Genomic DNA, 17,391 nt, shown 5'->3' on the forward strand with positions numbered 1-17,391 from the left:
TTGTTGTATGAGCAGAAAACGGCCGGTTTCAGCGAAACCATGCGGTCGCGGCATCTCCGCTCTAGGTGCGGTACCGAATGGTCCGCTCAGATCAGTCAGAGCAACAGTTTTCGACGGGACGGACGTCTGATAGCTGGAGCTTGAACGACGCGATCTGGTTGGACGGTGCCATTGCGGAGTGGTTGACCGACGGCAGCTTCCTTCTTGCCGCCATGCACCCGTCAGTCCGCAACCGGCCCAGATGCTGTCGAAACGAATGTTCAGCTTGTTTCGAACCGGAGCACCAATTCGAGGCAATCTCGTTCCAGTACGCATATGAGTTCATCCTTCGCTAGTTTCGATGAACACGAGCGTAGAGGTGCGTCAGGGTGGATGCGGGTGGACTGGCGTTGGGTTATTGATGTTACATGAGGATCAGACGAAAGGCGGCCAGTAGGGCTGGTCGGGACTCCAACGATCGCCGTGCGTTTCTAGCGCAATGACACGCTTCCGCGCCTGAGCGACCATTTTGGGCAGCGAAGCGGCGGAGTAACCATGTGTCCGATCCATCTCGTTCAGCATGCGGCAGATTTGAGCGACGGTCGCGGTGCCTTTGCCCCATTGTGCGTCGTATAAGGTTTCAGCTGCCCATACGTCTGCAACCAGCTCAACCGCGCGCTTAAACTTCTCGTCAGTCAGATACACCGTATCGATTTTCCAGGTCCACGCTCCTGCCGGGGCCAATTTGGCCCGGCGATCACGCGCCCACATTACACGCCGGCGAAACATCGGGCTGATCGGAGTAGGGTCGCCCTTTTTCCGCGCTCGTTCGGCCCGCTTGTTTCTCAACCAACGTTTGCGGCGCTTTGCTTCATCGATCGGCATGGCAGAGCGTTGTAAGAGCGCGGACCAAAATTGGAACGAAATAAGCCAAGCGACAAAACCGATCTTATGCTCTTAATGGGTGGCTCCTCGCCGGGATGTCTGGCGAGTTCTATGAGAACGAAAGGAGTTACATTGTCTGACCAAATAAGCCCAAAGAGCAATTCCGTTGCCGAGGAACTGGCAGAAGCGCTTCGGAATGCAGGCATCGAAAGCGACGTGCCGGAGTGCGCACCTAACCCTCTAAATGCAGCATTCCATGCTTTTAGCGAATGCTATCCTGGAAGTTGGAAAAAGGGCTGGGATGAGTTCCGCGAGCTTTATGACACTCCGAACGGACCGAACGCCCAATACTATCGGAAGCTCGCCGAACTGTGCCACCGAGCTCTCCGTAGTTACAACCTCAATAACGACTTGAGGGAGCCGATCGCTTTTGCGTGGGGATATTTCACCCGCAGGTTCGAGGAGACAGTTGCGGGCGGAGATTGCGAGACTTTCAACGTAGCGTCATAGCGCTTGCCGGTGGATGGCGCTGAAGGAAAAACCTCCGGGATTTCGGCGCCATCCGGGTCGGCGGCACCAGCCCCTTCTAGGACTTCCACGGTTGCTGGAGCGACGCCGGTGATGGCAAATGGAATAGTTGGTCGTGAAATGGAAAACCATTTCGCGACCAACTCGACACCTTGCTGCGTTAGCCCTTCATCGACCACCCGCCCTTGCGCCGTTCAATCAGCCCAACAGGACCGAACTCCAGCAACGCCGGCAGTCCGCGCAGCGCTTCGGTCTTCAGGCCGTCCATGCCATCGTGGATGCGGAACAGCCGGGCTTCGCCTTCAGTCAGTCCGCACCGTTCGCAGTAGACCGCCGCGGCGACATCACCGCTGGGAGCGACGACGAAATATTCATCGCCGTGGACCTCCTCGATCCGGTAAAAGTTCAGTTTCGGTGCTGGCAGGGCGTGAGCGATCCAGCCGACACCCTCACAGTAGGAGGCCATTCCAACCGGGGCAGTCTCAAGAAGCGCATCCAGGCCAGTCCGCCGATCGTCAAGCAGAGTTTCATCGACACGTTCAAGGGTGAACCCGTCGTTCTCCCTGTTCATGATGATCTCGATTTCGGTGATGACCTCGGAGGCGCGTTCCTCCCCCGGCGCCACGACGAAGGCGGTGCAGGTTCGATCGCCGCGTCTGACATCGATCTTGTAAAGTTCCATTCGCATGGTCAGCAGTTCCTTGTGCTGTTGGTGATGACGTCACCATGCATGCGCGCTGCGATGGATGCGGGTGGGCAATCTTAGTGACGCAATGGGAAACACAACACCGACGGGCTGCGTGAGACTGTCGCCGGTCTGCGATGTAAGGCTTCTATCCGCGATCATATTTTACTAAGCGCTCTCGCGAGGTGGACATGTTCAGAGCGCGCGTCATGGACCCCCAACATCCGTTCGAGGACAGAAAATGCATTCCCACCAGATCGAAGTGCTGACGCATGACCATGTGTTCCTTGGCGATGCTCACGACACGCACGCGGCGAGGACACGCTGGGTCGTCGTGCTGACTGCCGTCATGATGGTCGTGGAGATTGCCGCGGGTCTGCTAACCGGTTCGATGGCCCTGCTGGCTGACGGGATTCACATGGCGACCCATGCGGGCGCATTGGGAGTGGCCGCTTTTGCTTATAGCTTTGCCCGCCGGCATGCTGACAATCCGCGGTATACTTTCGGCACGGGCAAGGTCGGGGATCTGGCTGGCTTTGCGAGCGCACTGCTGCTGGCGGTGTTCGCGGCAGGTATCGCTGTGCAGTCGGCGGAGCGATTGTTCGAGCCTGCTACGATTGCTTACACCGAAGCCACCGTGATCGCCGTGCTCGGCTTGCTAGTGAACCTTGCCAGCGCATTCCTGCTGGGTGCTGACCACCACCACGACCATGATCATCACCAAGGCCATGGGCATTCGCACAGCCACGGCCACACGGATAACAATCTGCGCTCCGCCTATTTTCACGTTCTCGCAGACGCGCTGACCTCGGTGCTTGCAATCGGCGCTCTGCTGGCCGGCCGCTACCTCGGCTGGGTATGGATGGATGCGGCTATGGGACTGGTGGGGGCCGCCGTAATTGGCCGCTGGTCCTGGGGTCTGATGCGCGATACCGGCGCCGTGCTGCTCGATGCAACATCGACGGCGGATCTCGAAGGTGAGGTGCGCGAGGCAATTGAGGATGGCGACGCGCGCATCGTTGATCTGCACGTCTGGCAGGTCGGACCAGGGAAATTCGCTGCTGTCGTCTCGTTGGTCGCGGAGAGCCCGCTCGCACCCACGGACTATGCTAAGCGCGCGCAGATCCATGAGGAGCTCGTCCACATTACGGTCGAAGCCCATCGCTGTCCCGGTCCTCACCGAAACCTACACGCCGCCTGAGGTTTCGGGCCGATCACACGTCACCACCTTTGCTGGCAGCAACCCGATCGGTAAGGCATCCTTGCTTGGATCAGATCGGGGCCTCAGTTCTGGAGGGAAGGGCGATGCGTGTTTCCCACGCGACCCATGCAGCGGTCATCAGGGCGGAGCCGATCCAGAATATTGCCCGGAAAGGCAGATCGTTGCCGAAGCCCATCCGCAGCAGCAGGGTCATCGCCAGCACCAGCGGAATGCCGTAGACAACGCCGTTCCAGGCGGCCCTGATCCGCGGCTGGTGAACGCCACGACGCTCACGTTTGCCAAGCCAGATGTAGACGCCGGTCGCGGATATGACGGTCAGAGCGATGCCAAAAACCAGATAAGCGAGCTTCACTGGCAAGCCGCCGTAGGTTCCGAAGTGCAGCTTGTAGGTCGAAGCAGTTGCCTGCTGACCCAGCTCGCCATCGGCGAGACCTGCGGTGTCCAGTAGACGTCCGGCCGCATCGAACGCGTAGTATTCGCCGAAGATAAGACGGCGATCATGCGAACCGACGATCTGGACGTGCTGACCAGCCGTCAGGGGATCGTGCACGATTACATAAGTAACCGTTACATTAGGATGATGCGATGCCATGTACCGCAGTGCGGTCGCGACATCGGGCAGCGGGGCGGGCGTCGCGTCGGGTTCGCCCTCCTCTCCGAAGATCGGGCCATAGACCGCCTCGACGTCGCCGTCGTAGTCGATCGTGGCGATGGTCCAGGCGGTTACGGTCGCCATGCCGATCAGCGCACCGGTCAGCGCGATCGCCAGCGAGAACGGTAGCGACCAAACGCTCAACCGGTTGTGCCAGTCAGCCAGGCCGACACCGTTACCGTTTCTGGCGCGCAGGCGAAAGGCGTCGCGGAAGATGCGCGGATGGGCGATGACCCCGGACAGGGCGAGTGCCAGCATCATTACGCCCAGTGCGCCGACGAAGGTGATGCCGACGGGGCTCGGCAGGTTCAGCGTGTAATGTAACTTGATGAGGAAGTCGGACCAGGCGATCTCCTCCGGCATGGCAAGCGAGCCGTCGGTGTTGACATGAACGGCCTGGGTATCTGTGGTAATCGTCGTGCGGGGCAGGTCATTCACCGGAAGATGCACGAAGAGATGCATGGTAACGGGCTTGCCAGCTTCTTCCGCAATTATCGCCGCGACGGCCTTCTGCACGCTGTCGGGATCGATCGCGGTCATCTCCGGGGCGCCGGGCTGTTCCAGTCGTTGCAACTCGGCATAAAAGACCGACAGGGTTCCGGTCAGCGAGACAAGGTAGAGCAACGCGCCGGCCATAAGGCCGATCGCGGCGTGGGCCGACAGGGCCCGCTTCACGGTTCCGGGTTCCGGTGCGGTGGTCATGCGATTTTTCCGATGAAGACAACAGGTAGCGCCGGCAGCGCGGCCAGCCCGAGAATGTGAAGCTGTGTGCGGCGGCGGGGCGTCATCAGCACCACATAGACGAGCCCGGCCCATGCCAGCGGCATCGCGAACAGGGCGGTGACATTGGAATTGGCTTCACTCGTCCCGACAAGTTCGGCGACGCCGCGCAAGGCGACCGCCACGCAGAGTGCCGACCCGGTAGCGATCAAGACGGTGAGGGCAAACGTCAGCCCGCGTCTGGCCAGCGCGAGAGGTTCGCCCGCTTCGGGCAGCATGCCAACCCGGCGATTGGACGCCGGCGCCCCGATGCGAGGCGAGCCGAATGCCGCCACGGAGAGCAGCGCGAACGCCGCTCCCATACCTGCAAGAGCAGCGATTGCCACGCCCCAGGCCCCGGCGGCGAGTGCGCCCACCACTCCCGCGAGGGCGATCAGGCCCCACCCCAGACCGTTGCCGGCGCGCGAGCGTTTCGGCTGCGTCCAGGCAACCCGCAGGGCAGCAACGCCCCCGATCGCTTCCAGGGCGGCCAGCCAAAGGGGTCCCTCGCTTGCCATCAGAACCGATAGCTCACAGTGCCAAATACGTTCCGTTCCGCACCCATGAAACAGTCACCCCGGGCAAGACACGCCGAGTAGTAATCCTTGCCGAGCAGATTGGTGGCGTTAAGCGCTACGCCCCAGTTCTGCCAGGTCACTTCCGTCAGTGCGTCGACCAGCGTGTAGGAAGGGGTGCGGACTCCTTCGGGAAAGGCGAAGCCGAAAGACCGATGGCTGCCGACATAGCGGACGCCGCCTCCCAGCCGCAGCGAGGCATCGCTCGCGAGCGGGAAGACCTTTGTCGCCCAGACCGAGGCATTGTGCTGCGGCACACTGTCGAGCTGTCGTCCGGTGCCTTCGATCTCCGCTTCATTGTAGCTGTAGTTGGCGATCAGGTGCAGGTCGCCCGGCAACACGGCGTTCGCCTCGAACTCCAGACCTTTCGAGGTCAGCGAGCCGACCTGCAACCGCCCGGTAAGGATGATGTCGGGGTTCTCGGGATCGGGCACGGCTACGGCGACGGGTCGGTTGGATTCTCGTATGTGATAGGCCGTTGCCGTCACGAGGACGGTGTCGTTGGGGTGGAACTTGACCCCGGCCTCGTATTGCCGGCCGCTCTTCGGGACAAAGGGATCGTCGTAGACGTCCGTTCCGCCAATCGGCTCGAAGCTCTCGGTATAGCTGAAGAAAGGCGAGACACCGGGCACCAGCTCCGCGATCACGCCGGCGCGAAAGCTGGTTGCGCCGGTATCGTAGACCTCGTTACCGAAGGAATCCGACCGTGCCTCGTCGCGGCGGACACCGAACACGACGGAAACTCGGTCCCACAAACGGATCTGGTCCTGCAGGTAGAAACCGAGCTGCTTCTGACTCACGTCCTCGGCGCTGGCGCGCAGGAACCCGGCATCACCCGGCATGGGGATTGTGCCGTTAAAATCGGAAAGGCCGGAGTAGTCGATGTCGTAGATGTCGATCTGCTCCAGTGCCAGACCGCCCTGCTTGCGCACCCGGTTCCAGCTGTAGTCGACACCAGCGAGCAGCGTGTGTTCGATAGCGCCACCTGTGCGGAAGTCGAACTGGACATTGTTGTCGGTGGAGAAGATCTCCATGCGGGCAAGGCTGCCGCTGGCATAGTTACCGATGATCCGCTGGTCTTCGTCGAGATAGGGATTGGTCGGGTTGCTATAGCTGTTAGGGTAGTGGGTCAGATAAGTGAGGTCGCTGTCGATGTAGCGCGCCTTGAGATTCAGCTTCAGCGCCTCGGAAAAGCGGTGATCCAGGAGCGCGGAGCCTTGCAGAAGGCGGCCATCGTAGCGGTCCCAGCCGGGCTTGCCGATGAATAGGTCATTGTCGAGCTGGCCGTTGGGGTTCGGCAGGATCGTGCCGACGAGCGGCAAGAACTGCGAGGTCGAGCCGCCGTCATCCTCCTGATAAAGGCCGAGCACGGTCAGCTTGGTGGCGTCGGTCGGCGCCCAGGTGACCGACGGCGCCAGCAAGACGCGATCGTCAGGCACATGATCGGTCTGCGAACCGGAATCACGCACCCGTCCCACGACACGCGCGGCGAGGTCGCCGGTGAGCCCGCCGGTGATGTCTGCCAGCGCATCTTTCCGATCGTGCGAGCCGTAGCGCAGCGAGAACTCGCCCGACGGTTCGAACTCGGGGGCCTTGGAGACGAGATTCACCAGCCCCCCAATGGAGCCCGCGCCGAACAGCACTGAGGCCGGCCCGCGCACGACCTGCACTTGCGAGAAGTTGTAGGGGTCGGAGCGGACGCTGGCATAGTAGCTGAAGATGTCACGCATGCCGTCACGGAACTGAAGGGCGTTGATGCCGCGGATGAAGCCACCATCAACCCTGCTGTCTGGGCCGTAGGGATTGGATTGCACGCCGGCGACATAGTTCAGCGTATCGCCGATCGATACCGCGCCCTGAGCCTCGAAGGTATCGGCGGTAATCACCGTGACTGGCTGAGGAACTTGAATCGCGGGCGTGTCGGTCTTGGTGGCAATCCCGCCTGCCTGCGTTTCGCCGGTGACCAGGATCTGCTCGCTGTTCAAGGCGGCTTCACTTGCAGCTGCGGGGCTTGCGGTCAGGGCGGTGGAACAGGCAAGTGCGGCGGCACGGTGAAACTTCATCAAATCCCCCTCATCGGAATCTCGTGATTGATTGTTGATGGGGCTGCTAATGCGAATCGATTTCATTAGCAATAAGTTTTCTGATGAGCCCTTGCGAAGGCATTGTGAGCAGGGTCGAGCGGCTAGGAGCGCGGGATGGATGGCGATTCTTAAAAATCTACGGGAATTTGGCGCCAGCAGGGTGGTTGCGTCGTGGAAACACCAGGACTTCATTGACCGAGACCCTTATCGCTAGGGCACATTTCAGCTTTCAATAAGTTCACGCGTTGACTCAACCTTAGGTCAGATCTTACGATTTTACTTGGGAAATCAACGACGTGTATGATCCTCGGTGAATGGCGGAAGAATCCAGTCCATTTTTCGTCAACTTCTATTTACATTTAGACCTCGCTTGCTCCTGGAGTGAGAAAGGCAAGCGCCAGACCGCTACTCGGTGAGCGGAGCGAACCGATAGCTCTGGTGCGAGCCTGCTCCCTCGCGCAGCGAGGGAGCGTCTTTCAATCACAGTCCTTAGCTGGATGCCCACGCTTCGCGCGGGCATCAGGCGTCGCTCGCAGCGCGTCTGGATACTCGCTTCGCTCGCATTCCAGCGCGAGCTCCCTAGCCTGTTGATGCGCGGAGTTCTGATAATACAGATGTCAGGGTAAAACAGATAAAGGGCATGCAAATTCTACAGGGGTTTGAAAGGGGCGGTAAAAGGATGGCACGCGATTTATACAGGGGGTCAGTTACAGGGGTTCTGTATCTCTGACGAGCTTCAGGTTTGAAATCGCCATGGTCCCCAAAGGGGTGCGCGAATGCCGTCGCCTTCGAGCTTCGCGACCCGTTTGAGGTCTTCTGAGACCCGAGCCTGAAGCGTCGGTAGAGCCATGCCATGCGCCCTTCCGTTCGCGACAAGTTGCTCGGCAATCGCTTTTCCGGTCGAAATTCCCCTTTCGCGCTGAAGCAGTTCTTTTGCCCGCCAAACGTCGGCAATCCGCTCGCACGTCGCATCTGGCAAATTCCTCAGCCACAGCGTGTCTTGCGGTTTTGCACCTTGGACGTTCTTCAGACTCTTTAGATGCCTTGCGCGCCGGCCTCGTTCCAGATCGAGTGCATGGAGATACTCGGGGGTGATCGTTTGACCATGTGAAGCTCTCAGATCGCGAGTGCGCTTGCGGCGGACATTCTCACTTTCGCGCCGTCGATTTTTCTCGCGCTCCGCATTTGCGATCGCAGCGACCTTCGTTTGATCGTCGTTGATGTTCGTCCATCCGCCGTGGGCCTCAATCGCTGCCAGGAAGCCATCCCACCGTTTCCCGTTCGCACCAACAAAGCAGCGGGGGCCATGATCGTCACCTGTCGCCTCGATCCACTCGACAAATGCTGGCTCGATAGCGGCAGAAGATTCCATCCGCTCGATAGATAGATCGGAGCACGCTAGGAAAGTCCCCAACGTTTTCGTCTCGCAACTATGGCAGGGCGTTCCGCCGGCGCGATAGGTGCCACCTTCATCGACCCATGGCTTGCCATCAAAAATACCGCGTACGAACCGTTCAGGCCGCCCAAAGCAAGGCTTCCCTTCCAGCAACGGCATTTCTGTCACATTGCCATTGCCATCCGTTTTTACTGCGCCTCTTCCGAGATTGGTGATGTGAGACAGATTACGCCGAGTTCCTTCTGCATCACGAAAAGGCTGGCTACTTCCAAAGCGCCGAACTTCGGCGACATAATTGTTGTCCAAGTCGAATATCCATGGGTGAGGCTGGTATGAACCCTCATACCGATTTCGGGCGAGGGGGAAAGGCCCAGCCGCAGGCGCTGGGATGCATCCTGCAAACTCAGGATTTTGATCCATTGACGAGACCACGTAGACGCATCTACCGGCCATATATGGCCGAGACAACGAAGCGCGATAACGAATATTGGAGAGCCCGTCTTGGAAAGGACGGCCACGCCGATCTTCTTGCGCGCGTCGAGGCCGACGAGATCAGCGTATACAAGGCTGCGCAAATTGCGGGGTATCGAGCCAAGGGGCCGCGTTCTGTTTCGGGCAAGCTCTCTTATCATTGGAAGCGCGCAAGCGCCGACGAGCGCAAACGGTTCGTGAAACATCACCTCATTGAGATCAACCGAGTGGGACGAGAAGCGCTTGCAGAAGTTCGAGCAGAAGAGGCGAAAAAACCCGCCGAATAGGAACAAAAATAACCCGACGGGCGCTCGGGAGTATTCTAGAATAGCGGGACAAACCAACGCTCTAGGATATGTTCAAATGATCACTGTCGAACACGACATCACCATCACTGACGCTGCGACGCTCTGGCTCCAGCGCTGCGAACTCGAACAGCTTGAACGCGCGACGCTCCACTCATACCGGGGCCATGTGAAGAACCACATTGAGCCGAAGATGGGTCATCTGCTGCTCACTGATCTCAGCGCCGTGCACGTTCGTGATTTCCTTGACAGCATGCTGCGAGACAGCACGCGAGCCATGGCGAAGAAATGCCTCACGACGCTCCGGTCGATCATCAGCGCCGCGCAGGAACGCGGTCTGGTGATGCACAACGTTGCGCGTGACGTGAAGCTCCGGCGGTCCGAGAGGCATGACCCTGACCGCGTGTTCCCCACGAAGGATGAAATCAAGGCGCTCATCGCCAACGCGCCGGCCAAACACCAGCCGCTGATCATGACTGCGCTTTTCACCGGCATGCGCATGTCTGAGCTGCGCGGTCTTTCATGGGACGCAATCGACTTTGAGCGCAGCGTCATCACCGTGAGGAAGCGTGCTGACCGCTACTGCGACATGGGCAATACCAAGAGCAAGTCAGGGCGGCGTGAGATACCGATGGGGCCGCAGCTCGCCAAGGTCCTGAAGGAATGGAAGTTGGCGTGTCCGAAAGGCGCTCTCGACCTGGTGTTCCCCAACGGTGTTGGCAACGTCGAGACGCATTCGAACATCTACAACCGCGTCTTTAAGCCGCTTATGCTGGCGTGTGGGATCGTCGATGGGAAGGGCGCTCCGAGGTTCTCGCTGCATGCAATGCGACATGCTGCGGCATCGCTGTTCATCGAGCAAGGTTGGCCGCCTAAGAAGATCCAGACCATGCTGGGGCACTCTTCTATCACTATGACTTACGATGTGTATGGCCACCTGTTCCATGACCCTGCGAAGGACGTGGACCTCATGGGTGAGATGGAGCGGGGGGTGCTGGCGGCGTAAATTTCGATTGCGAGGTCACAAGCACGTTTGCAGCTTATCGAGACCATTGTTGATCTCTAGCCGGCTGCGATACTCGACGATGCTTCCAGAGCCGGTAGCCGCAGGTTTGAAATCAAACCGGACTACAGGCCCCAAAGCGTTTTGGCGAGTAATCCAATAGTTTGTGCCATCAGTGCCCATAGTCGGACCGCCGTGTAGTGACTGTTGTAAGCAACCGGCTACGACGCCTGCCGATTTTTCGCTGAAATAAGTGTCGATAACGTCGTTTTTGAGAAGGCCGGCCTGATTGGCCGCGCATGACGCCAAGGGAATACTCAAAACGGCGATCGCTAATTTTTGCATGATTGCTCCTGATCCACATCGGTGACTGTAACAGTCTACAACCGAAAGGAAACTTTCCGGCCGAGCTTATCCCCGTCGTAAATCTCGCCAGTTGCCAGCCAACCGAACAAGCTTACATGCCCGATGAAAAATTCTTGATGGGTCGAGTTAGGTCATTGAAAGAGTTGAGTTAAGGTGGAAGTGAAACTTGGTAATCCAAAAATGCCGGTCCTCTAGCTCGGGGCGGGAAAGACCACTAGGACGCCTCAATGAAGCTGATTTTTGTTTTCGCGGCATTCTTCGCCGTTTCCATTGCAAGTCCCACGTGGGCGCTCAATTACAGTCAAGGCTACACCGGCGGTAACTGCTCCACCTGTTCGTGGATCGCAGCCGATGGCGAAATCGCGGAAGGCGATGCGCAAAGCTTGCTGGATTACATCAAAGCCAACAAGATCGATTATGAGAAGCTGATCATGATCAATTCAGGCGGGGGCAACGTTGCGGCGGCAATCGAGCTAGGCAAGCTGATCCGCCAGCGAGGAATGCGAGTCACGGTTGCGAGGACCACCGAAGAGGAGCCCGAAGGTGCTGGGCGAACCTTCCAGGCCTATGAGGGCGGCACCTGCGCCAGCGCATGCGTGTTCGTTTTGATGGCCGGCGAGGTGCGCGAGATCGTGGAGGATAGTGTCGTAGGTGTCCACCAGTTCGCGCCGACGAACGATGATTTTGGCAGCATAGCGTCGACGACTTCCTCAACCCAGAGCATCATCGCTATGCTGCAAGCCTATGCTGTCGCCATGGGCGTAAATCCAGCGATCTTGACCCTGGCATCGTCCATTTCGCCCGATGACATGCTGTGGCTGGAACCGCAGCAGATGGAGAGGCTCGATCTCCTTACCACTCGTAACTACAAGAACGAAGCGGAGTGGGAGCTGCGCCCTGCTGGCAGCCAGCTGGTCGCGAGGGCGTCACAAGAACAGACTAATGGCCGCACCACCGGTCTGGTGGTGGCTTGCCGATCGCTTCATGTGTTCTTTGAGGTGACGAGCAAGCAGAGCGATGAAATCGCGAAATCGATCAAAGGCGCTGAGTTCACCATGGATCACACTCGTTGGTCCTTGCCGCTGACGATCGTTGACGTTGCGGTTCGCAACGATCTCATCCAAGTCAGTTTTGAAGGGGGACCGAAAGTGCTCGAAGCGATCGCACGGGCAAATGGTTCGCTCAATATCGATATGGATATGCCTTGGGTCTATTACGACGAGTTTGGTGGATTTGAGCATGACATCCCGACCTCGAATATCGAGGAAATGACTCCCCACATTGTTAGCTCATGCCGGTGACCTATTGAGCTAAATAGTCGTTGCCGTAGCTGATGCGTGTGCAGGCGTGCCACTCGTTGTCCACCCCAGCTTCACCTTCGCGCCCATAGCAGTAGCCATAAAGACGCATCATGCCGACGGTGGCATCGCGAGCAGAACATACGCGGCTCATCCACTCTTCCAAGTTGTTTTGCTTTACTCGGTCGCTAGGTCCGCCACGGCAAGCCCCATTATACTTTACCCAATCCGCGAGAATGGGTTGCACGTTGACCGGGTAGTCTTTGGTCCATTTTAAATCTTCGGCGGTCAGCGGCGCGACGCCACCAAGGCTTTCCAGCGAAACCGGCGTGCGACGAGAGTTCGTAGTCTGCCCGTTTGCGGTAGCAATTAGGCCAAAGGTGAGGCAGGCGCCCAGCGCGATTTTCTTCAACATAGCTTTGAGGATCCCTATTGCAGAGGGGTTACCTGGCTGACGAAGCGTAGGATGTCACGTCGCACGCAATGAAGCGTGTGATGATTATGCCCACCGGCGGTTTTTGGGGGTATTCGGCGAGGGCGGCCTATTGATCTCGTCGTGCGTCCAATCGTCCAGGAATCCCGCCGACAACCTCAGTCATTCCTCGATCACGATCACGTAGCTCCCATGGTCATCGGTTTTACGATCATACGAAAAACGTGGATCTCTCCTATGGGGAATGGAGCGAGGCTCTTGGCTGCATGAGCACCAGTTTCTGATGAATACAACATCCGCCCTTTTGCTGCAGCGGGAGCCTGATGAAAGTGTCGTCAGAAGCTTACAGAGATGCGATTGCAGATCGTCGATCTTTAAGGCGTCGCCTTATGCTTTCCAATGTGAGTCCGATAAAATCTGAGGAGCTAGTGCTTCTGATCTCGGTGATGTTGCTTTCACGGAAAGCTCGACCGATCTCACCGTAAAGTTTTGGATCGGATTCGGCCAGACTTTGCATGGATTGTAGCTGTAAGCGTAATGCTTCGACTTCGTCGAGGTCTGCTCTACTTGTCATTCCCATCCCAGCAGCCATTGACTGGCGCATTATCGCCTTTCCCATGACGGACTCGATTTCTGCGATGAGCCGGATGATTTCAGCTTGCAAATGAGCGCGTTTTTCAATCGCTTCGTTTTTTTCTATTTCCCTTATGTGGCGCGCAAACCTTTCCTGTCCCGTCGCTATCCAGATCGCCACACCTACAGCCGATATGCTGCCAATGCCGGCGACCCAATCGGCGGCGTTTCCCCAATCCACGGACAATGGACAGATCATCGAGTTTTTCCCTGACCCTTACGCCACCCCTTTCAGGACCCTGCGAAGGATGTGGGCCTAATTGGTGAGATGGAGCGCATCTGCTGGCGGCGTAATTTTTGATTCTGGCGTTGGCCGATGTTGCATTCATAAAAGAGCAAGGCGAGTCGAAAATGTGCATCGTGTGGCGGCGCGGTTCTTGACCAATTGCCGTAAAATATGCTGGTTCGTATGTAGCATTAGTGCTGCAATGATCAGCACCGTCATCGTTTTTAAGTGGTTGTGCTTTCGGCAGGCTGGGGGGTAAATGAGCGGCGTAACCGATATAGTCTTGAAACCTGCGTCGGCGCTTAAGCAGGGACAGGAAAAGTTTTTCGGTCATCTGATCACGCAGAACGAGCGCGCCGAGCAGTGGCGCATGGGCATCAATCTTTCGCTCGTTGTGGGCGGCGGCGCTCTTGCTGGCATGGGTAAGCTTTCCGGTATAGCTGATCCCCATGCTTCGTGGATGGCAGGTGTCGGGCTTGGGATGGTCGCACTTGGCACGATCTTCGTGACCCTATTTGATTTTAGGCGCGGCAAGCTGACGGCGGAAGCGAAGGACGCGCTCAGCGTCGCCGCCGATTTTCTCGATGACAAGGAAGCGCTCCAACAAAAGCTGGCCAATGTTGAAGTGTTAGACAAGCGTCGTCGGTTTCTCCTCATAGCCATCCAACAGATGCATGAAGCGATCGAACGTATGCCCCATGAGACGCCCGTGGTCACAGTCATCGAAGCGATGCTCGATGCGGGTTCGAGCGATCTCGAAGGTGCAATCGGTTTTGAAGCAGGCGAAAAATGGGCCTTCTCGATTTTTCAGCGGGAGCCAGATCCTGATGGAGGTAGGTTCGAAGTCATGCAGCGCATCGTGGTCTCGTTTAACGACAGGCAACGAGAAAAAGCGCGCGAAGCCGAAAAGCCCGAAATGCAAACGCGGCATTGGAAGAAGAAGGAGGGTTTCACCGGCGTTTGTTGGCAACACGACGACGAAGTGATCGAGGCGGACTTGCGCAGCCCTGAGGTCGCAAGTCAGTATCCTGTGCCGAAGGGGAAGCAGAAATTAGGGGATGAGGAGCGCTACATATCTGTTGCCGTTATTCCGATTAAAGTAGGCTCCGCAAATGACATGTGGGGATGTGTCACGGCAACCAGCAATGTCCCAGACCGGTGGCGACGCGCCGTTAACGATCCGCGTGAGCATAACGTTATGGTCGTTCGGCAACTCGCCCAACTGATCGCTATGCAGGTGGCATTGCGCGATGGAGTGATAAAGCATAGCTTCAAAAAGGCTTAAGGATGTGCATATAGGTTCTCTTCCGAAGGAGCTTCCATGACTCGCCAAAAAGAAGATGAACTGCTCGCCCGCCGACGCGAGCTACGCCGCAGGGCGCATGAGCTGATTCAGCGGATTGTGGAGGCGCGGCTTAAGGGTGAGCGAGACGCCGAGGCGATTGGTGAATTGGCTAGACTTTCTCAGGAGGAAGTCGAAATGACGAGTCCTGATCTGACGCTGGCAGCCTGATCTGACCAGACAATTCTGGCTTGCAGATCGACCTCGAAGACGGTTTGATGTCTTTTAGGCAAGTGCGTAGAATGCCGTTCATTTATCCAGCAGCTACGTAGACGCGTCTACGCGCTGTTTCCGTTGGAATCATAATCCGCGTGTCGGGGGTTCAAGTCCCTCCTCCGCTACCATTTTTCCTAACTGATGATCCCAATCGCACCTGTCACCACGATGGGGCTAGGTGATCGCGATGTTATTGGTCTGGGCATGAACTTGCTCGCGTTATTGGCTGCTTAGTTCAATCGACCTACGCTGATGTTCAATGCCCACTTTCGCAGGGCGACAGCAATAGCGAGCCTCTGTGACCAGCAATCCTCGATCCTTTTTTGCCAGTTCCGGCGCAGACTTCATCATCAAGGACCCGCAATCAATCCTTGGCGCGCTCGCAATCCGCGTCGGACTCCAGCATGCTGGCGATGAATCACAGCAGATCAAGGCTTGGCAGAGGCAGATCGCATTGCTTCAGAGCGCTCTGTGCGCTCTCGATGGCCCGCCAGATGGCGTGCTGCTTGAGCTTCCATTATTTCGGCTGGAGCGCCGGATCGATGCCATCATCCTCGCGAATGGCTCGATCATCTGCCTTGAGTTTAAGATCGGGGCGCGATCTTTCGGGTCGGCAGACGTCGCTCAGGCGGTTGATTATGCGCTGTGCCTGAGAGATTTCCACTCCGCCAGTAACGACCGTCGCATTTACCCTGTCCTTTGCGCTGACAATGCTCTTGACGGTCTCTGTCGCACAAATCTCGACCTGACTGACCAGGTGGCCGGATGCACGCTCGTTAACGGCAAAGAACTGTCAGCAGCGTTGCGAGCTATCATCTATGAAGGCGATGGGAGACCCATTGATTGGTCGAGTTTTGATGCGGCACCATACAATCCGACACCCAACATCATTTCTACCGCAAGGGCGCTGTATGCTGGACATTCGGTCGCCGAAATTGGTCGGAAAGATGCATCTTCCCAAGCGATTGAGCGAACCGCTGCTAAGCTGCGTGAGATAGCCAGCGACGCCAAACTCCATAGCCGAAAGGTTGTGTGCTTTGTTACCGGCGAGCCTGGATCGGGGAAGACGTTGCTCGGACTTGATCTCGTGTTCTCCAAGAAGGTCGACACCGATCCTGACGAACCAGCTGCACTTCTAAGCGGGAACCGACCCTTGGTTTTCGTCCTCCAGGCGGCGATTGCTGAGGATGCCAAGAAGCGATTGGCGGTCACCGCCACAGAGGCGAAGCGACAAGCTCAGCAAGCTTTGCAAACCCTCCTTGGGTATCTCAAAGACCATACAGACGAGAAGGCCGACCCACCGGAGCATGTGATCGTTTTTGACGAAGCGCAGCGTGCCTGGGACGCGGAGACGGGCCTGAAGCTCTTGGGCCGTCGGAAGTCTGAGCCCGAACTCTTCATGGAAATCATGGGCCGGTTAGATTGGGCTTGCTTGGTTTGCCTTGTCGGACCTGGGCAGGAGATCAACCGCGGTGAGGGCGGACTAGCGCTGTGGGGCGAAGCGTTGCGCGACAATCCCGATTGGGATGCTCATGTTTCGGAAGCGATGTTACGTGGAGAAAGTGGCCTAATCGGCTTGCTTGATGGGGACGTGGGCGATGAGTTACATCCGACCGTTCACAGGGAACTCCACCTTCAAACCAATCTTCGTGCACATAGGAACCCCAAACAAGGTCGTTGGGTAAGTGCACTGCTTGCAAGCGACATCACCGGCGCTGCCAAGATTGCCGATAATCTCGAAGGCCCTCCAGCATACGTGACCAGGAACCTTGATGAGGCCAAGCGTTGGCTCAAGTCGCGGGGCAGGGGGCATCACCGTGTCGGGCTATTGGCAAGTTCTGGTGCCGTTCGCTTGCTTGGAGATGGCGTGCCGCCGTCTCCTATGTCGAATGAGTTGGATCGCGTCGTTCACTGGTTCCTATGCGATGGAGACGATTTTCGATCTTCAAACGCGCTTGAAGTCCCGCTCTCGGAGTTCGTCAGCCAAGGGCTTGAGATCGACTATGCCTGCTTATGTTGGGGCAATGACCTCATCTGGTCTGGTGACGCTTGGCAGCCGCGAAAGATGCGAGCGCCGAAGTGGGCCAATCTAGCCTCATCCCAAGCGCGCCAATATCGGATTAACGCTTATCGTGTGCTGCTTACGAGAGCGCGTGCGGGCAACGTTATTTTTGTCCCTTCTGGGGATGTAGAAGATGGAACGCGTCTTCCGGCGCAGTTTAATGAGATCGAGGCGAGGCTTCTTGAGGCTGGATGTCAGCAGTTGCCTATTCAGGCATAATCCGCGTGGGGGGGGGGCGCGTCCCTCCTCCGCTATCTTTTTTTCGAAATCG

At 57.7% G+C, this 17,391-nt stretch carries 17 protein-coding genes; 7 read left to right on the plus strand and 10 right to left on the minus strand.

What is annotated here, in order from left to right:
• Positions 1 to 414: 414 nt before the first annotated feature.
• The 3 genes from EKN06_RS00445 to EKN06_RS00455 all read right to left on the minus strand — a co-directional run bounded on the left by EKN06_RS00445 (position 415) and on the right by EKN06_RS00455 (position 2,074).
• Positions 415 to 864 carry a hypothetical protein gene (locus tag EKN06_RS00445; protein ID WP_127610923.1) on the minus strand — a complete coding sequence of 150 codons (450 nt, stop codon included), beginning with the start codon at positions 862 to 864 and terminating at the stop codon, positions 415 to 417.
• Between the two features lie 392 nt (positions 865 to 1,256).
• Positions 1,257 to 1,571: a hypothetical protein gene (locus EKN06_RS00450; protein WP_127610924.1), complete on the minus strand. Its 315-nt coding sequence runs from the start codon at positions 1,569 to 1,571 to the stop codon at positions 1,257 to 1,259.
• On the minus strand, positions 1,553 to 2,074 hold the full coding sequence (locus EKN06_RS00455; protein ID WP_127610925.1) for a hypothetical protein: 522 nt from the start codon (positions 2,072 to 2,074) through the stop codon (positions 1,553 to 1,555). Before EKN06_RS00455 ends, EKN06_RS00450 begins: the two co-directional genes overlap by 19 nt.
• Positions 2,075 to 2,318: 244 nt before the next feature.
• Here EKN06_RS00455 and dmeF point away from each other — a divergent pair, with 244 nt between their 5' ends.
• The gene (gene dmeF / locus EKN06_RS00460; protein ID WP_127610926.1) at positions 2,319 to 3,278 is read left to right on the plus strand and encodes a CDF family Co(II)/Ni(II) efflux transporter DmeF; all 960 of its coding nucleotides are present in this window, start codon (positions 2,319 to 2,321) and stop codon (positions 3,276 to 3,278) included.
• 70 nt (positions 3,279 to 3,348) lie between these two features.
• On the opposite strand, the gene EKN06_RS00465 is transcribed toward dmeF, so the two are convergent.
• The 4 genes from EKN06_RS00465 to EKN06_RS00480 all read right to left on the minus strand — a co-directional run bounded on the left by EKN06_RS00465 (position 3,349) and on the right by EKN06_RS00480 (position 9,071).
• Positions 3,349 to 4,653, minus strand: a complete 1,305-nt coding sequence (locus tag EKN06_RS00465; RefSeq protein ID WP_127610927.1) for a PepSY-associated TM helix domain-containing protein — start codon at positions 4,651 to 4,653, stop codon at positions 3,349 to 3,351.
• Positions 4,650 to 5,228: a hypothetical protein gene (locus tag EKN06_RS00470; protein WP_127610928.1), complete on the minus strand. Its 579-nt coding sequence runs from the start codon at positions 5,226 to 5,228 to the stop codon at positions 4,650 to 4,652. Before EKN06_RS00470 ends, EKN06_RS00465 begins: the two co-directional genes overlap by 4 nt.
• On the minus strand, positions 5,228 to 7,348 hold the full coding sequence (locus EKN06_RS00475) for a TonB-dependent siderophore receptor (protein WP_127611910.1): 2,121 nt from the start codon (positions 7,346 to 7,348) through the stop codon (positions 5,228 to 5,230). The genes EKN06_RS00470 and EKN06_RS00475 overlap by 1 nt, the downstream gene beginning before the upstream one ends.
• 757 nt (positions 7,349 to 8,105) lie before the next feature.
• Positions 8,106 to 9,071: a hypothetical protein gene (locus EKN06_RS00480; protein WP_127610929.1), complete on the minus strand. Its 966-nt coding sequence runs from the start codon at positions 9,069 to 9,071 to the stop codon at positions 8,106 to 8,108.
• A gap of 149 nt (positions 9,072 to 9,220) precedes the next feature.
• Here EKN06_RS00480 and EKN06_RS00485 point away from each other — a divergent pair, with 149 nt between their 5' ends.
• Both EKN06_RS00485 and EKN06_RS00490 read left to right on the plus strand, forming a co-directional pair.
• Positions 9,221 to 9,523, plus strand: coding sequence for a hypothetical protein (locus tag EKN06_RS00485; RefSeq protein WP_127610930.1), 303 nt, complete (start codon positions 9,221 to 9,223; stop codon positions 9,521 to 9,523).
• Positions 9,524 to 9,599: 76 nt separating this feature from the next.
• On the plus strand, positions 9,600 to 10,547 hold the full coding sequence (locus EKN06_RS00490; protein WP_127610931.1) for a tyrosine-type recombinase/integrase: 948 nt from the start codon (positions 9,600 to 9,602) through the stop codon (positions 10,545 to 10,547).
• A gap of 15 nt (positions 10,548 to 10,562) precedes the next feature.
• Here EKN06_RS00490 and EKN06_RS00495 read toward each other — a convergent pair whose 3' ends face one another.
• Positions 10,563 to 10,889 (minus strand): hypothetical protein, encoded by a 327-nt coding sequence (locus EKN06_RS00495; protein WP_127610932.1) that lies wholly within the window; start codon positions 10,887 to 10,889, stop codon positions 10,563 to 10,565.
• Positions 10,890 to 11,137: 248 nt separating this feature from the next.
• Between EKN06_RS00495 and EKN06_RS00500 the strand changes: the two genes are divergently transcribed.
• Complete coding sequence (locus tag EKN06_RS00500) at positions 11,138 to 12,211, plus strand: COG3904 family protein (RefSeq protein WP_127610933.1); 1,074 nt, start codon at positions 11,138 to 11,140, stop codon at positions 12,209 to 12,211.
• A gap of 1 nt (position 12,212) precedes the next feature.
• On the opposite strand, the gene EKN06_RS00505 is transcribed toward EKN06_RS00500, so the two are convergent.
• Positions 12,213 to 12,623 carry a hypothetical protein gene (locus EKN06_RS00505; RefSeq protein WP_127610934.1) on the minus strand — a complete coding sequence of 137 codons (411 nt, stop codon included), beginning with the start codon at positions 12,621 to 12,623 and terminating at the stop codon, positions 12,213 to 12,215.
• 361 nt (positions 12,624 to 12,984) lie between these two features.
• Positions 12,985 to 13,473 (minus strand): hypothetical protein, encoded by a 489-nt coding sequence (locus tag EKN06_RS00510; protein ID WP_127610935.1) that lies wholly within the window; start codon positions 13,471 to 13,473, stop codon positions 12,985 to 12,987.
• 286 nt (positions 13,474 to 13,759) lie between these two features.
• Here EKN06_RS00510 and EKN06_RS00515 point away from each other — a divergent pair, with 286 nt between their 5' ends.
• The 3 genes from EKN06_RS00515 to EKN06_RS00525 all read left to right on the plus strand — a co-directional run bounded on the left by EKN06_RS00515 (position 13,760) and on the right by EKN06_RS00525 (position 17,339).
• Positions 13,760 to 14,785 carry an FUSC family protein gene (locus tag EKN06_RS00515; protein WP_127610936.1) on the plus strand — a complete coding sequence of 342 codons (1,026 nt, stop codon included), beginning with the start codon at positions 13,760 to 13,762 and terminating at the stop codon, positions 14,783 to 14,785.
• A 36-nt stretch (positions 14,786 to 14,821) separates the two neighbouring features.
• On the plus strand, positions 14,822 to 15,013 hold the full coding sequence (locus EKN06_RS00520) for a hypothetical protein (RefSeq protein WP_127610937.1): 192 nt from the start codon (positions 14,822 to 14,824) through the stop codon (positions 15,011 to 15,013).
• 343 nt (positions 15,014 to 15,356) lie between these two features.
• A complete protein-coding gene (locus EKN06_RS00525) occupies positions 15,357 to 17,339 on the plus strand; it encodes a DNA/RNA helicase domain-containing protein (RefSeq protein WP_127610938.1) in 1,983 nt (660 codons plus the stop codon).
• Positions 17,340 to 17,391 lie beyond the last annotated feature (52 nt).

The organism is Croceicoccus ponticola (genome assembly GCF_004004515.1).
GTDB lineage: Bacteria > Pseudomonadota > Alphaproteobacteria > Sphingomonadales > Sphingomonadaceae > Croceicoccus > Croceicoccus ponticola.

What these genes read in the sequence shown, in the direction of transcription:
- EKN06_RS00445 (WP_127610923.1), bottom strand. Translation starts at nt 864, where the DNA reads ATGCCGATCGATGAAGCAAAGCGCCGCAAACGTTGGTTGAGAAACAAG.
- EKN06_RS00455 (WP_127610925.1), bottom strand. Translation starts at nt 2,074, where the DNA reads ATGGAACTTTACAAGATCGATGTCAGACGCGGCGATCGAACCTGCACC.
- dmeF (WP_127610926.1), top strand. Translation starts at nt 2,319, where the DNA reads ATGCATTCCCACCAGATCGAAGTGCTGACGCATGACCATGTGTTCCTT.
- EKN06_RS00465 (WP_127610927.1), bottom strand. Translation starts at nt 4,653, where the DNA reads ATGACCACCGCACCGGAACCCGGAACCGTGAAGCGGGCCCTGTCGGCC.
- EKN06_RS00470 (WP_127610928.1), bottom strand. Translation starts at nt 5,228, where the DNA reads ATGGCAAGCGAGGGACCCCTTTGGCTGGCCGCCCTGGAAGCGATCGGG.
- EKN06_RS00475 (WP_127611910.1), bottom strand. Translation starts at nt 7,348, where the DNA reads ATGAAGTTTCACCGTGCCGCCGCACTTGCCTGTTCCACCGCCCTGACC.
- EKN06_RS00485 (WP_127610930.1), top strand. Translation starts at nt 9,221, where the DNA reads ATGGCCGAGACAACGAAGCGCGATAACGAATATTGGAGAGCCCGTCTT.
- EKN06_RS00490 (WP_127610931.1), top strand. Translation starts at nt 9,600, where the DNA reads ATGATCACTGTCGAACACGACATCACCATCACTGACGCTGCGACGCTC.
- EKN06_RS00495 (WP_127610932.1), bottom strand. Translation starts at nt 10,889, where the DNA reads ATGCAAAAATTAGCGATCGCCGTTTTGAGTATTCCCTTGGCGTCATGC.
- EKN06_RS00500 (WP_127610933.1), top strand. Translation starts at nt 11,138, where the DNA reads ATGAAGCTGATTTTTGTTTTCGCGGCATTCTTCGCCGTTTCCATTGCA.
- EKN06_RS00505 (WP_127610934.1), bottom strand. Translation starts at nt 12,623, where the DNA reads ATGTTGAAGAAAATCGCGCTGGGCGCCTGCCTCACCTTTGGCCTAATT.
- EKN06_RS00510 (WP_127610935.1), bottom strand. Translation starts at nt 13,473, where the DNA reads ATGATCTGTCCATTGTCCGTGGATTGGGGAAACGCCGCCGATTGGGTC.
- EKN06_RS00515 (WP_127610936.1), top strand. Translation starts at nt 13,760, where the DNA reads ATGAGCGGCGTAACCGATATAGTCTTGAAACCTGCGTCGGCGCTTAAG.
- EKN06_RS00520 (WP_127610937.1), top strand. Translation starts at nt 14,822, where the DNA reads ATGACTCGCCAAAAAGAAGATGAACTGCTCGCCCGCCGACGCGAGCTA.